The organism is Kosakonia sp. AG348, assembly GCF_003337365.1.
GTDB lineage: Bacteria > Pseudomonadota > Gammaproteobacteria > Enterobacterales > Enterobacteriaceae > Kosakonia.
The window spans coordinates 607,709-622,133 of record NZ_QPJR01000001.1 but is presented as its reverse complement, the minus strand read 5'-3'; the positions used below and the strand labels follow the sequence as shown (position 1 = coordinate 622,133).

Here is a 14,425-nt window from a genome sequence, read left to right as displayed (position 1 = left end):
AAGAAAGTAAACAATACCTGCAAATGTAAAGAGGCTACCGTTGGTAGCCTCTTTTTTTACGCCAGAGCGTCTTTATCTCACCACCAGCACCGGAATGTGCGCGTGGCGCACGATATTCGCGGCGTTCGAGCCGAGCAGATGGGTGGAGATGGACGGATTGCGCGAGGCAATCACCACCATATCGGCATTCAACTCTTCGGCTAACTCATTGACCACATCGCGCACGTTCCCTGAACGGACATGAACATGAATGCGTGAAGAATCAATGTGAAAGTGCGTGATCATGGTACTAAGGCGTGTTTGCGCTTCCTGATGCAGATGCTCTTCGAAACGGCGTATATCAGCGGCGAAACGGTGCAGACTCAGGCTGGCAGAGGCGGGTAGTACATGCAAAAGATGGATAACGCCTTCACTCTGCGCGAGAAATTCAGCGTGACGCACGGCTTTGTCGCTTAACTCCATTTCGAAAACATCGACCGGCATAATGATTGTCTGATACATAAACGTTTCTCCCTGTAGATTATGTCCTTCTGATTGAATCATAAACGGGAGGAATATTTTGCTGCCTGGATGGCAAATCTGAAGAATAAACGGGCGGGAACGGAAAGAGGATGCGGGCGCATCCTCTGCATAACAACGCAGGGCGGGGCTTAGCGCATGAAATCGCCTGCGGCTTCGGGCTGGTACAGCAGTTCGAGCACTTCAAGGTCGGTGGTGGTGCCGCCCGGCAGTTCCCAGTGAATGGTATCGCCAACGCGCAAACCCAGTAGCGCTGCGCCGACAGGCGCAAGCACCGAAAGCTGGCTGGCGCTGTCGGTCACATTCGCCGGATAAACCAGCGTGCGCACGCGCTCTTCACCGCTTTTCAGCTCACGGAATTTTACCGTGCTGTTCATCGTCACCACATCATGTGGCATCGCTTCTGGTGCGCACATCTGGGCGCGATCCAACTCTTCATTTAGCGCATCCGCGACCGGCAGGTTAGCGTGAGCGGGCTGCTCAAGCAGACGGTCGAGGCGCTCGGCGTCTCGCTCATTAATGATAATGGCAGGTCTGGACATCTGGTACTCCATGTCAGGTGATTGATCCAAAGAAAAACCCTCGCCGACTGGCAGCGAGGGTTTGTCTAAAGGGGATAATACTGACACGGCAGCGCGCTGTGAAGTGATGCCGCGCACATTTGCCGGAATTATGATTTATCAGTAGCCCGCTTTATCAATCACGAAGCTGTTTCCGCAGTTGCCGGGGTGCGGTTGCGGCAGCAAAGAGGTGGCTGCGAGCGGTGCATTTATCGCCCCGGCTTTGATGGCGATCTGCATTTCCGTCAGCCACGCCGGGTTGCCGCTACAGGTCAGTTTCACCGCTTTTACGCTTTGATCGCCATACGCTTTCGCGACGGCGGCGTTGAATGCGTCACGGGTGACGGTTTTCCCGTAGTTTTCAGCCAGAAACTGGCCGAGCGCGCTCTGTTTGATTTCCGTGTCCAGGCGTACCATCGCGCCGAAATAGTCGTCCGGATCGAAGCCAAAACAGACGCCGTGCTTGGCATATTCATAACGCTCAAGGCAGGTGGTACTGCCCGCGCCCGGCATCACAGCGTTGAGTTTATTGGCGACTTCCAGCGACAAGCCGGTTTCCGCCGCGGCGCATTTCTGGCTGGCTTTCGCCTCCGGCATGTTTGGAATCGGGCGTGTAGCGCAGCCGAAGCGCATCCAGCGGCGCTCGTCGACACCGCGCGCAGCGATGGATTTCGGCAGGCCAGGCCACAGGCCATGCACGGTCAGATAATCGGCTTTGTTGGCGGGTTCTTTTTGCGGTCGGCACTCATCGGGCTCATTGCGACCTTGCGCGTGCAGGCTCTGGCAAAAACCGGTTTGCCAGGGGAGCGCCAGAACATAGCGGTCAAAGTCACCATACTGTGTGGGCTTGAGCGGTGCGGCATAAGCGACGGAGAACAGCGTTGCGGCAAGGCTTGCGCAGGTGAAGAATCCCTTTATAAACATATCGGTTCCTGATGGATGTATCCGGGTAATTGCCATGCGTTATTAAACCATAAAAAAAGCGCCGGGCAGGCGCTTTTTCATAAATGGCATTTATAAATTAATGTACTGCGACACCCGGGACTAATACTTCGGTGGCGATGATCACCACAATCAGACCGACGATCACTGGTACCGAAGTCCGTTTTACCACTTCAAACGGGGATATGTTCGCCATCCCCGCCACGGCAACTACCACGCCGGAAACCGGAGATATGGTGCGACCAAGATTGGACGCCTGCAACATTGGAATCGACAGGTAAGCCGGGTTGATACCGGATTCGTGCGCCAGTTTCGGGATCATCTCGACAAAGGCGTAGAACGGCGCGTTACCGGAACCGGTGGTCATTGCCGCCAGCATGGTCAGCGTGACCAGCACCAGCATCAAAATAATGCTCGCTGAACCGAACGAGGTGGCAATCGAAATCAGGCTCTGGATAAAGCCAATGGTGCTTAAGCCCTGGGCGAAAACCCCGGCGGCGACCAGCAACATCACCACGCCAGCAAACGCGTCAGCCATACCGCGATAAGCCACTTCCAGCCCGGAAAAGACGTTTTGTGTATTGAAACCACGTAAAAATTCCAGCACTGCCGCCAGCAACATACAAATCACCAGAATGGTGATGATATGCAGTTCCGGGCCCCATTTGCCGTCGAAAATCAGCACGCCGATAATCGGCGTAAACGGCAGAATGGCGTAGAAAGTAGGCGCACTGGTGGTGATGTCTTTCACATCCAGCATTTCGCTGACGATATGCTCTTTTTTATCCAGGTAGCGCTGCCAGAAAAAGTGGGCAATCGCCATGGCAATAATCGCCGCGATAGAGATGGGCAGGGTGGTTTTAAACGCGAAGTCGATAAGCGGCATCTCTGCGGCTTTCGCGGCCAACACTACGTCACCGGAGGTGGGCGAAAGAATGATTGCCGCCGGAGAAGCACAAATGGCTGCTGCCGCACCACGGCTGATACCGACGTTGACCATCACCGGGAACAACGTTGCCATCAACAGCACGCCAAGGCCGGTTGCGGAAGAGACCGCCAGCGACATCAGGCAAGCGACAAAATAGGCGGCAATCATCAGCAGGTAAGGCGAGTTGATAAAGCGCAGCGGCCGCGAAGCCAGCTTCACCACCATATCATTGGCGCCGATGTGGGTCATATAAGCGGCAAACCCGCACAGCATCATGATCATCATGCCGAGATCGCCACCGCGACTCATCAGCAGGATTTTAATGTATTCGACAATATCGGTAGCGCTATAGCCAGTGCTGGTGGCGCTGCCTGGTAATATTTTGTGGCCCATCAGCGCGCTGACAATTAATAGCGCCAGACCGCCGACAAACAGCACGCCGGTGGCGGAGTAGCCTTTGATGATGTAGCGCGCCACGCCGACAATCACCACCACGCCTATCAGCAGTTCAATGAGTGTTAATAACATGTTGTTGGCCCCGGAGGTTGACCTGAATGAAAAGTAAGTAAAAAAACTGGCAACGCAATGTGCCGAATAATAGCCAGCGGGTAGATGATTAAAATCAACAAAGCGATGTGTTGAGCGAATAATCGCGTCAAATTGTTATCACCCCACTTAATTAATACTGCTTAAGCAATAATTGGGATTAATAGGAAATGATAAATTTGTTATTTAAAAGGCGCTAATAAGTTAATAAATTTAACGGTTTCGGTTGCGCTTTATTTCCGGGCGTAAATTAGTTAAAAAACGCTTTAAAATTAAAAATAATGCTGCTTATACTCGCCGTTACTTTCCTTTCACCCATGGCGACGTTATGCACGCAGGCTGGCTATACCGATTGCGCTTTATTAAGCGGCATCTATTGATGCTGCTTTTGGCGTTTGGTTGGCTGCTGATTCAAAGCCAGGTGGCGCTCGCTTCCCATGACTGCAGTGTCAGCGTGCAGGGTGAACATATGCTGGTTCAGCATATGGACCATCGAATGATGATGTCGGACAGCGCGCCGCATATGGACATGATGAAAACGCCGCTGTGCGAAAAGCATTGTGTACCGGATCTGGCGCAAAAAGATACCGATAACGCTTCACTGGTAGCGCTGCCCGTTTCGCTGACGCTGGTGGTCGCTGAACCTGTTTGTTCCCCCGTCGCGCATGACGGATGGTCGTTAACCCCTCCCGCTATAGGCCCGCCGGCAACGATTCGTTTTTGCCGGTTCCGTGAATAAAAACCTGTTAATCCATTGAATTTTATTAATTTCATTGTTTAACAGGAGTTTTATTATGCGTTCTTCTCTTCTTTGCATGCTCTCTGGCGTGCTGTTTTTCTCCCTTGCCGCTTACGCGGAAGATATGCCCGCAATGCACGGCATGCACGATATGTCTTCGCATGGTGCCATGCACGCTCAAGCGCAGACCTATCAAAGCCAGGGCGTTATCAAGAAAATTACCCCCGATGCGATTTCTATTGCCCATCACGCTGTTCCCGCGCTGAACTGGCCGCCAATGACCATGCAGTTTGCCCTGGCCAAAGGCAGCACGTTTGCACCGGTGAACGTGGGCGATAAGGTCGAGTTCAGCTTTGTGCAAAGCGAAAACGGCTACCAGCTCGTTTCATTAACGCCGCAACGCTAACCGGGGGCAACAATGAAACGTTACTCGCTGAGCCTGCGGCTCGGCGGGGTGTTGCTTGGACTGATGTGCTCCGCCGCGCAGGCGGAGTCACTGACGCTGACGCAAACCCTTGCCGCCGCTGAGCGCTATTCCGCCGAACTTTCCGCTAACCGCAACGAAGCGCAGGCGCTGGATGCGATGGCAGATTCTGCCCGCCAGTTACCCGACCCGAAGCTGAAATTTGGTATTGAAAACGTCCCGGTACAGGGCAACAACGATCGCCGTTTAACCCGCGAAGGGATGACGATGCAGCGGATCGGGATCATGCAGCAGTATGTCAGCGCCGAAAAACGCGATCGTAAAGCCGATACGTTGTTAGCCGAAGCGCAAAGTGTTAGCGCCAAATCTGCCGTCGTGCGCGCCAATTTACAGCGCGACACCGCCCAGGCGTGGCTCGACTTAGCGCTTTCACAACAGGCGTTGCAGACCGCGCGCAAACTGCTGGCAGAAACCGAACGCCAGCAGGGCGCGCAGCGCGCCAGCGTGGGAGCGGGCAATGCTGCACCTGACAGCGTGCTGGCTTTCCGGGTTGGCCTGAGTGCAATGCGCGACAAGCTCACGCTCGCCGAACGCGATGTGCACCTGGCACAAACTCGCCTGGCGCAGTTGACTGGCGAGGATGTGAGTGCCGTTTCCGGCGAGCTTCCACGGTATCAACGTCTGCCTGCGGATGAAAAAACGCTGGAGCAGGGCATTGCGCAGCATCCGGACATTATCGCTGCGGCCAGTATGGCTAACAGCGCGAAAGCCCGTTCCGCCGAATCCGCCATTGCCGCCATTCCGGATGTCGAGGTGGAAGTGTGGTACGGACGCCGCGCCGAAGGGTATGAAGATATGGCCGGGGTGATGTTTACCGTCGATCTGCCGCTGTTCCAGTCGCACCGTCAGGATAAAGATCACGCCGCTGATGTTTCCCGCACTATGCAGGCTAACGACCAGTTGGCGCTGGCTGAGCGCGATCACGCCGCACAGCTGCATTCGCTCATTGCCGAATATAACGCCGCGCAAACGCTGTGGATGCGCCAGCGTGACGAGGTGCTGCCGCTGGTTCGTCAGCGAGCCACGTTACTGGCGGCGCAATACCGTTCGGGGCAATCGGATCTCTCCGGGTTACTGGAGGCCCGGCGTAATGTGCTCGATAGCGAACTGGCCGCGAACCAGGCCGAGAAAGAGATGGCGCAGAAATGGGCCGCAATCCGCTGGCTGATCCCGCAGGAGTTAAGGTAATGAAAAAAACGATTTTAGCCATCGCGATTACGGCTTGCCTGGCGGCGGGCGTAGGGTATTTCGCCGGTCGCCAGCATAGTGCGCCTGCGGCTTCAGGCGAGCAAACAACACAACGAAAAGTGCTCTACTGGTACGATCCGATGGTGCCGGATCAGCGTTTTGACAAGCCGGGTAAATCCCCGTTTATGGATATGCCGCTGGTGCCGCGTTATGCCGATGAAACACCTGCCAGCGGCGGTGTTAGCGTCAGTGCGCAGCAGCAGCAAAACCTGGGGATGACGACGGCGAAGGTGGAAAAACGCGCGCTTGCTGACGCGTTTTCCGCCTTTGCCACGGTAACCACCGATGAGCGCAGCATTCAGAGCGTGCCGTCTCCGGCGGCGGGCGTGGTGGAAAAACTGTTTGTTCGCGCGCCGCAACAGTGGGTGAAGAAAGGCGAAGCGCTGGCGCAACTGTGGATCCCTCAATGGACAACGGCGCAGCAGGAGTATCTGGCGGTGCGCCAGTTGGGCGATGGTGAACTGACACGCGCCGCCCGCGAGCGGCTGGCGTTGCAATTTATGCCGGATGCCATTATTCGCGCGGTTGAGCGTAGCGGGAAACCGCAAACCCGGCTCACGCTGCGCGCCGATCGCGACGGCTATGTGGTGAAACTTGATTCCCGTGAAGGCGCGCAAGTTGCCGCTACGCAAGTTCTCTTTGAGCTGGCGAACCTTGATCCTGTCTGGCTGGTGGTCGATTACCCGCAAAGCCAGGCGCAGGCGCTTACTGCGGGTAGCGAAATTATTGCCACATCGGGTAGTTGGCCGGGTGAGCAGTTTCACGGCCGCGTCAGTGAGTTGTTGCCGCAGCTTGAAACCACCACCCGGACGCTGAAAGCGCGTATCGTGCTGGATAACCCACAGCAAAAACTTAAACCCGGCATGTTCCTGACCGTAACGCAGCCTGCATCGGCGCAACAACAACCCGCGGTACTGGCTATTCCGGAAGAGGCACTGATTGAAACCGGTGCGGCAAGCCGCGTGTTACTGGCGACGGGTGACGGGCATTTCCAGGCCGTTAACGTCACTACCGGGCGTAAGGCAGAGGGCTGGACCGAAGTGCTGTCCGGATTACAGGAGGGCGATAAGGTCGTGACCTCCGGCCAGTTCCTGATTGACTCAGAAGCGAGCTTGCGTAGCGCACTGCCGCACCAACAGGCGCCGCAAACTCCCGCGAAGAAAGTGCAAACCTACGACGCAACCGGTGTGGTGAAAGCAATTGATGCTGGTAGCATCACGCTGTCGCACCAGCCGATTCCGGCGCTGAACTGGGGAGCGATGACGATGGACTTCGTTCTTAAACAGCCTGAACCCGCCATCAAAGTGGGCGATAAGGTGATGTTCAGCTTTACGCTCGATGACGAGCAGGGTGCTGTCATTACTCATCTGATGCCCACGCAGGAGACGATGAAATGATTGCTGCCGTGATTCGCGCCTCGCTGCGTAACCGCTTGTTAATCCTGCTGGCCGCGCTGGTGCTCACCGGCTGGGGGATTTGGTCAATCCAGCGCGCGCCGCTGGATGCTCTGCCGGATCTCTCTGATGTACAGGTGATTATTCGTGCCAGCTATCCGGGTAAAGCGCCGCAACTTATTGAAGATCAAGTGACTTATCCGTTGACTACCGCCATGCTTTCCGTGCCGGGGGCGAAAACGGTGCGCGGCTATTCGATGTTTGGCGATGCCTATGTCTATGTGCTGTTTGATGATGATACCGATCTCTACTGGGCGCGTTCTCGTGTGCTGGAGAACTTAAGCCAAATCCAGTCTTCATTGCCTGCGGGCGTGAACGTTGGGTTAGGGCCGGATGCAACCGGTGTGGGCTGGATTTATGAGTACGCGCTGGTGGATCGCAGCGGTAAACATAATCTGGCGGATTTGCGCGCGTTGCAGGACTGGACGCTGAAATTTGAACTTAAAACCGTGCCGAACGTTGCGGAAGTGGCAAGTGTTGGCGGTATGGTTCGGCAATATCAGATTGTGCCGGATCCCGCGAAAATGCGGGCGCTGAATATTACCCATGAACAGATCGTCAGCGCTGTGCAGGCGGCGAACCAGGAGAGCGGCGGTGCGCTGCTGGAGATGGGAGAAGCCGAATTTATGGTGCGTACCACCGGTTACCTGCGGCAACTGGCAGATTTTCGCCAGATAGTGATCGCCAGCCGGGATGGTGTACCGGTGATGCTTTCAGATGTAGCGACGGTGCGCCTGGGGCCTGAGCTACGCCGCGGCGTGGCGGAATATAATGGCGAAGGTGAAGTCGCGGGCGGCATTATCGTTATGCGTTATGGCAAAAACGCGCTCGATACCATTCATGCGGTGAAAGCGAAACTCAGCGAGGTGCAAAAAACGCTGCCCGACGGTGTGGCGATCGTACCGGTTTATGATCGCTCGACGCTGATTGAGAGCGCGGTTGAAACGCTGACGCATAAATTGATTGAGGAATTTATCGTTGTTGCGCTGGTTTGCACGCTGTTCCTGTTCCATTTCCGTTCGGCATTAGTGGCAATTGTGTCACTGCCGCTGGGGATCCTCGGCGCGTTTATCGTCATGCATTACCAGGGCATCAACGCCAATATCATGTCGCTGGGCGGGATTGCGATTGCTATCGGTGCGATGGTGGATGCGGCCATTGTGATGATTGAGAATATGCACAAGGTGATGGAGCAGTGGCGGCACGATAACCCTGATCGACAGCCGACCGGAGCGGATTACTGGCATTTTTCAGAACAGGCTGCAGTCGAAGTGGGGCCGGCGTTATTTTGCAGCCTGCTGATCATTACCCTGTCGTTTATTCCTGTGTTTTCACTCGAAGCGCAGGAAGGGCGTATGTTCTCGCCGCTGGCATTCACCAAGAGCTGGGCGATGGCTGTAGCGGCCGGGCTTGGTATCACGCTGGTTCCGGTGCTGATGGGCTTGTTTATTCGCGGCAAGATCCCTGATGAGAAAGCCAACCCCATTAACCGTTTCCTGATTCGCCTGTATGAGCCACTGCTGGATAAAGTGCTGGCGTGGCCGAAAGCGACACTGGCGGTGGCGTTGTTGCTGTTGCTGGCAACGTTATGGCCGTTGAGTCGGCTGGGCAGTGAGTTTATGCCGCCGCTCAACGAAGGCGATTTACTGTATATGCCGTCGACGTTACCGGGGATCTCTGCGCGGGAAGCCGGGCGTTTATTGCAGCAGACTGACCGGCTGATTAAAAGCGTGCCGGAAGTGGCGAGCGTGTTTGGTAAAGCAGGCCGAGCAGAGAGCGCGACCGATCCTGCCCCATTAACCATGCTGGAAACCACTATTCGCTTTAAACCACGCGACCAGTGGCGGCCAGGCATGACGCCGGAAAAACTGGTGGAAGAACTGGATAAAACCGTCAGGGTGCCGGGCATTGCCAATGTCTGGGTGCCGCCTATCCGTAACCGCCTGGATATGCTGGCAACCGGGATCAAAAGCCCGGTGGGGATTAAGGTGAACGGAAATAATATTGCTGATATTGAACGGGTGGCGCAGCAAATCGAGCAGGTGGTGAAAACAGTGCCAGGCGTAACATCGGCACTGGCCGAGCGTCTGGCGGGGGGGCGCTACGTCGATATCAACATTAACCGGCAGCAGGCTGCGCGTTATGGTGTGTCGGTAAAAGAGTTGCAATCGCTGGTCTCTACGCTGGTTGGTGGGGAAAATATTGGCGAAGTGCTGCAGGGGCGGGAGCGATATCCTGTCAATGTACGTTACCCGCGAGAAATACGGGATAACGTCGATGATTTGCGTAAATTGCCGGTGATCACCGAAAATGGCAGCCAGATCGCGTTAGGTGAACTGGCGGATATCGTGGTGAAAGAGGGGCCGCCCATGCTGAAAAGCGAGAACGCGCGCCTCTCAAACTGGATCTACGTTGACCTGCGCGGTCGCGATTTGAAATCGGCAGTGGACGAGATGCAGCAGCGTGTAGCGCAGCAGGTGAAACTGCCGCAGGGGGTCACGCTCTCGTGGTCCGGACAGTTTGAATATCTGGAACGCGCCACGGCAAAATTGAAAATCGTTTTGCCGGTAACGCTAATGATTATCTTCGTCCTGCTATTTATTACCTTTAAGCGTATATCTGATGCCCTGTTAATAATGGGGACATTACCATTCTCGTTGATTGGCGGTGTCTGGTTATTGTGGCTGCTGGGATATAATTTATCCGTGGCGGGGGCGGTCGGTTTTATTGCTCTGGCCGGCGTGGCGGCAGAGTTCGGCGTTATTATGGTGCTCTATCTTAATCACGCGCTTAAGAAATATCGCACACGTGAACCGGAGGGGGGAAATAAGGTACTGCTACAGGCAATCCATGAAGGTGCGGTACTCCGCGTGCGGCCAAAGGTAATGACGGTTGCGACGATAATGGCGGGGCTGCTTCCCATTATGTGGGGCGGTGGCAGCGGTTCGGAGGTGATGAGCCGTATCGCTGCGCCGATGATTGGCGGCATGATAACGGCACCTTTGCTGTCGATGTTGGTTATCCCGGCAGTTTATTTCTTACTGCATCGCAAACGTTAGTCGCTTTTTTGCGCCCCTGTGATGGGGCGCATTGAACGATATTCTGTGTTTAGTGACGTAATACTGCGATTATTCCGTAGGTTTTTTCAGAATTAATCCGATCTTGTTAAGGAACCATTCAGATAACATGCCCAAGAATATACGTTGTTGCATAACATGGAATAAATACGGTGTCTGTAAATAAGAAGTTTTTAGCTATTATTTTGTCTTTATTTTGCCAGTTTTCGGTGGTTACCACAGCGCTTGCTGCAGAGAATTCCTGGTTCTCGACTTTTACTGACAATGTGAAGCAAACCTGGCAGCAGCCAGAGCATTATGATCTCTATGTTCCTGCTATCACCTGGCATGCGCGTTTCGCCTATGACAAGGAGAAAACGGACCGCTATAACGAACGTCCATGGGGCGCGGGTTTTGGTCAGTCACGCTGGGACGAAAAAGGGAACTGGCACGGCCTCTATCTGATGGCATTTAAAGATTCATTTAACAAATGGGAGCCGATTGGCGGCTACGGATGGGAGAAAACATGGCGTCCGCTGGCAGATGATAACTTCCGTCTGGGATTGGGTTATACGGCCGGGTTTACCGCGCGTGATAACTGGAAGTACATTCCCGTTCCGGTGCTGTTGCCGCTGGCATCTGTCGGTTATGGCCCGGCGACCTTCCAGATGACCTACATTCCGGGCACCTATAACAACGGGAACGTTTACTTTGCCTGGATGCGCTTTCAGTTTTAGCTGCAAACGAGGTGTTAACGCGATGTACAAATTTTCATCATCGCCTAAAACGCGGAATAAACTCACTTTTGCAAAAAAGTTAGCGACATTTATCACTTTTTCACGAATAACGACTGGACAAAAGTCGTCACAATTGTTGTACTGATACCCGACACAGCATTTGTGTCGATTTTTCATGTAAAGGTAATTTTGATGTCTAAGATTAAAGGTAACGTTAAGTGGTTTAATGAATCCAAAGGATTCGGTTTCATTACTCCGGAAGATGGCAGCAAAGACGTGTTCGTACACTTCTCTGCAATCCAGAGCAATGGTTTCAAAACCCTGGCTGAAGGTCAGCGCGTTGAGTTTGAAATCACTAACGGTGCCAAAGGCCCATCTGCTGCGAACGTAATGCCTGTTTAATTCAGCTACGTACGTACAGTAAGAATTCCAAAACCCGCCGCAAGGCGGGTTTTTTTATCCTTTCAGTTTGCATTACCTGAGGAAAATAGCCAAAACGCCAGTGCCGTCATAGCAAACGAGCCCAGCAGGTTTACCGCCACGTTCAGCAGCGCCCAGTTAATTCGCCCCTCCTGTAACAAGAACACCACTTCTGCGGAAAAGGTAGAAAAGGTAGTCAGACCGCCACAAAAACCGGTGGTTAACAGCACTTTCCAGACGGGATCGATGTGCGTCATCCGATTGAACCACGCTAACCCCATACCGATAATAAACGCGCCGAGCAGGTTGGCGGTGAGCGTCCCAACAGGGATCGCCTGATGCGCCGGATTAAGTTTCATGCTTAACATCCAGCGCGCAACGCTGCCGGTTCCACCGCCAATAAATACCGCTAAAAGAAGTTGTAACACCGTGAGATCCTGCTATTTGATTTGTTAGAGTGTTGAGTTTAGCGTCGCGGCTATTTTCTGGCTATCGTGACGAAGCGAGAGGACTAAAGATGATTGTTGCAGCCGGGCAATTTGCGGTCACGCCAGACTGGCGGACCAATGCGCAGACGTGTGTTACGTTGATGGCACAGGCGGTAGCGCGTCAGGCGTCGCTGCTGGTGCTGCCAGAGGCATTACTGGCAAGAGATGATGCTGACCCACACCTTTCGGTCAAATCGGCGCAGACGCTTGATGGCGGCTTTCTGAGCCTGTTGCGTACGGAGAGCCAGCGTAATGCGTTGACGACGGTGTTGACGGTGCATGTTCCGTCAACCGAGGGCAGGGCAGTTAATACGCTGGTGGTATTGCGCGGTGGAGAGGTGATCGCGCAGTATGCCAAGCTGCATTTGTATGACGCATTCAACATGCAGGAATCTGCGCGGGTGGACGCCGGGCGCGATATTCCGCCGTTGATTGAGGTGGAGGGCATGAAGGTCGGGTTGATGACGTGCTACGATCTGCGTTTCCCGGAGCTGGCTTTGTCGCTGGCATTGCAGGGGGCAGAACTGCTGGTGTTGCCTGCCGCCTGGGTACGCGGTCCCCTCAAGGAGCAGCACTGGGCGACGCTGCTCTCGGCAAGGGCGCTGGACACAACATGTTATATTGTCGCGGCAGGCGAATGCGGCAATAAAAATATCGGGCAGAGCCGGGTCGTTGATCCGCAGGGCGTGACGGTTGCGGCGGCGGCGCAAGCGCCACAGCTTATTTTCGCCGAGGTATCGCCTGAACGTGTGGTGCAGACGCGCGAGGCACTGCCGGTGTTACGTAATCGCCGTTTCGCTGCACCGCATTTATTGTGATGTTTTTTTAAACAACACTTGATTCATCTCGTTACACATTGCTATTGTGTGCGCGCGTCGAATGACCGTTAATGAAGTCCGGTTATAATGGCGTTTTATGCAGCCTGTTTTACGAAAGAAGGTATCTATGGGTGAGATTAGTATTACCAAACTGCTGGTTGTGGCCGCACTGGTTGTTCTGCTGTTTGGAACCAAAAAATTGCGTACGCTCGGTGGTGACCTGGGCGCAGCCATCAAAGGCTTTAAAAAAGCCATGAACGATGATGATGCAGCGAAAAAAGCTGACGAAGTCACAGCAGAAAAACTCTCTCACAAAGAGTAACAGCGGCTTTGACAGGCGAAAAAAAACCGGCGCAGAAGCCGGTTTTTTTGTCTGCTGTGTAAGCAAGTATTACTTCACTTCCACGCCTTTTGCCTGCAAATCGGCATGGTAAGAGGAACGAACGAACGGGCCACACGCCGCATGGGTAAAGCCCATCGCCAGTGCTTCCTCTTTCATTTCGTCAAACTCATCCGGGCTGACATAGCGCTGTACCGGCAGGTGGTGGCGGCTTGGCTGTAAATATTGGCCCAGCGTCAGCATCGTCACGCCATGACGGCGCAGATCGCGCATAACCTCAATGATCTCTGCGTTGGTTTCACCTAAGCCAACCATCAGACCGGATTTTGTGGGGATTTCCGGATGCGCTTCTTTAAAACGCTCCAGAAGTTTCAGCGACCAGTTATAATCCGCGCCCGGGCGAACCTGGCGGTAAATACGCGGCACGTTCTCCAGATTGTGGTTAAAGACATCCGGCGGCGTGGCGGTGAGTATATCCAACGCACGATCCATGCGGCCACGGAAATCCGGCACCAGCGTTTCGATTTTGATCGATGGGCTTTTTTCACGGATGGCGGTAATGCAATCAGCAAAATGCTGAGCACCGCCATCACGCAAATCGTCACGGTCTACAGAGGTGATAACCACATAACGCAGCGCCATATCAGCAATGGTCTGCGCCAGTTTTTGCGGTTCGTTGGCATCCGGTGCCACAGGACGTCCGTGTGCCACATCGCAGAATGGGCAACGGCGCGTGCAGATAGCACCAAGGATCATAAAGGTTGCCGTACCGTGGTTGAAACACTCAGCAAGGTTCGGGCAGGAAGCCTCTTCGCACACAGAGTGCAGCCCGTTTTTGCGCATGGCTGCTTTAATACCCTGGATACGGGAGGAGTCGGCCGGGAGTTTGATTTTCATCCATTCCGGTTTTCTTAACAGAGCTTCGCGCTCTGTCGCCACATTTTTAACCGGGATAAGCGCCATTTTATCGGCATCGCGGTACTTAACACCGCGTTCCATCACAATGGGTTTACTCATAGCGTGCGTGTTCCAGTTGCGGATAACGAAGTAAGCATTTCAATTCAAATGAATGTTGTATTTATCAACTATTTTTGAATTAACTTGCGTGCAGTATACCATTGATGGGGGATAGAAAGCAGCCTGACA

The 14,425-nt window shown here is 54.1% G+C and carries 15 protein-coding genes; 9 read left to right on the top strand and 6 right to left on the bottom strand.

The window, feature by feature from the left end; genetic code table 11:
* Window positions 1-72 precede the first annotated feature (72 nt).
* The 4 genes from uspG to dcuC form a co-directional block, all read right to left on the bottom strand.
* A complete protein-coding gene (gene uspG, locus DFO56_RS03175) occupies window positions 73-501 on the bottom strand; it encodes a universal stress protein UspG (RefSeq protein ID WP_017455865.1) in 429 nt (142 codons plus the stop codon).
* 149 nt (window positions 502-650) lie between these two features.
* Window positions 651-1,061, bottom strand: a complete 411-nt coding sequence (rnk, locus tag DFO56_RS03170) for a nucleoside diphosphate kinase regulator (protein ID WP_017455866.1) — start codon at window positions 1,059-1,061, stop codon at window positions 651-653.
* 138 nt (window positions 1,062-1,199) lie between these two features.
* Window positions 1,200-2,003 carry a ribonuclease I gene (gene rna / locus DFO56_RS03165; RefSeq protein ID WP_045508939.1) on the bottom strand — a complete coding sequence of 268 codons (804 nt, stop codon included), beginning with the start codon at window positions 2,001-2,003 and terminating at the stop codon, window positions 1,200-1,202.
* Between the two features lie 97 nt (window positions 2,004-2,100).
* The gene (dcuC, locus tag DFO56_RS03160) at window positions 2,101-3,477 is read right to left on the bottom strand and encodes an anaerobic C4-dicarboxylate transporter DcuC (RefSeq protein ID WP_045508942.1); all 1,377 of its coding nucleotides are present in this window, start codon (window positions 3,475-3,477) and stop codon (window positions 2,101-2,103) included.
* Window positions 3,478-3,823: 346 nt separating this feature from the next.
* On the opposite strand from dcuC, the gene DFO56_RS03155 reads away from it, so the two are divergent.
* The 7 genes from DFO56_RS03155 to cspE all read left to right on the top strand — a co-directional run bounded on the left by DFO56_RS03155 (window position 3,824) and on the right by cspE (window position 11,615).
* Window positions 3,824-4,234, top strand: a complete 411-nt coding sequence (locus DFO56_RS03155) for a hypothetical protein (protein WP_044489809.1) — start codon at window positions 3,824-3,826, stop codon at window positions 4,232-4,234.
* Window positions 4,235-4,289: 55 nt separating this feature from the next.
* Window positions 4,290-4,640 (top strand): copper-binding protein, encoded by a 351-nt coding sequence (locus DFO56_RS03150; RefSeq protein WP_233500366.1) that lies wholly within the window; start codon window positions 4,290-4,292, stop codon window positions 4,638-4,640.
* Window positions 4,641-4,652: 12 nt separating this feature from the next.
* On the top strand, window positions 4,653-5,906 hold the full coding sequence (locus DFO56_RS03145) for a TolC family protein (RefSeq protein ID WP_045508948.1): 1,254 nt from the start codon (window positions 4,653-4,655) through the stop codon (window positions 5,904-5,906).
* A complete protein-coding gene (locus tag DFO56_RS03140; RefSeq protein WP_045508951.1) occupies window positions 5,906-7,363 on the top strand; it encodes an efflux RND transporter periplasmic adaptor subunit in 1,458 nt (485 codons plus the stop codon). Before DFO56_RS03145 ends, DFO56_RS03140 begins: the two co-directional genes overlap by 1 nt.
* Entirely contained in the window at window positions 7,360-10,479 is a 3,120-nt protein-coding gene (locus tag DFO56_RS03135; RefSeq protein ID WP_045508954.1) for an efflux RND transporter permease subunit, read from the top strand. The genes DFO56_RS03140 and DFO56_RS03135 overlap by 4 nt, the downstream gene beginning before the upstream one ends.
* A 200-nt stretch (window positions 10,480-10,679) precedes the next feature.
* On the top strand, window positions 10,680-11,213 hold the full coding sequence (pagP, locus tag DFO56_RS03130) for a lipid IV(A) palmitoyltransferase PagP (RefSeq protein WP_370447791.1): 534 nt from the start codon (window positions 10,680-10,682) through the stop codon (window positions 11,211-11,213).
* A 192-nt stretch (window positions 11,214-11,405) separates the two neighbouring features.
* Window positions 11,406-11,615, top strand: a complete 210-nt coding sequence (gene cspE / locus DFO56_RS03125; protein ID WP_007373839.1) for a transcription antiterminator/RNA stability regulator CspE — start codon at window positions 11,406-11,408, stop codon at window positions 11,613-11,615.
* Window positions 11,616-11,677: 62 nt separating this feature from the next.
* On the opposite strand, the gene crcB is transcribed toward cspE, so the two are convergent.
* The gene (gene crcB, locus DFO56_RS03120) at window positions 11,678-12,061 is read right to left on the bottom strand and encodes a fluoride efflux transporter CrcB (RefSeq protein WP_045508959.1); all 384 of its coding nucleotides are present in this window, start codon (window positions 12,059-12,061) and stop codon (window positions 11,678-11,680) included.
* 89 nt (window positions 12,062-12,150) lie between these two features.
* Here crcB and DFO56_RS03115 point away from each other — a divergent pair, with 89 nt between their 5' ends.
* Both DFO56_RS03115 and tatE read left to right on the top strand, forming a co-directional pair.
* A complete protein-coding gene (locus tag DFO56_RS03115; RefSeq protein ID WP_045508961.1) occupies window positions 12,151-12,939 on the top strand; it encodes a deaminated glutathione amidase in 789 nt (262 codons plus the stop codon).
* A gap of 127 nt (window positions 12,940-13,066) precedes the next feature.
* On the top strand, window positions 13,067-13,261 hold the full coding sequence (tatE, locus tag DFO56_RS03110; protein ID WP_017455877.1) for a twin-arginine translocase subunit TatE: 195 nt from the start codon (window positions 13,067-13,069) through the stop codon (window positions 13,259-13,261).
* Between the two features lie 69 nt (window positions 13,262-13,330).
* Here tatE and lipA read toward each other — a convergent pair whose 3' ends face one another.
* Window positions 13,331-14,296: a lipoyl synthase gene (lipA, locus tag DFO56_RS03105; RefSeq protein WP_020457001.1), complete on the bottom strand. Its 966-nt coding sequence runs from the start codon at window positions 14,294-14,296 to the stop codon at window positions 13,331-13,333.
* Between the last annotated feature and the right edge of the window lie 129 nt (window positions 14,297-14,425).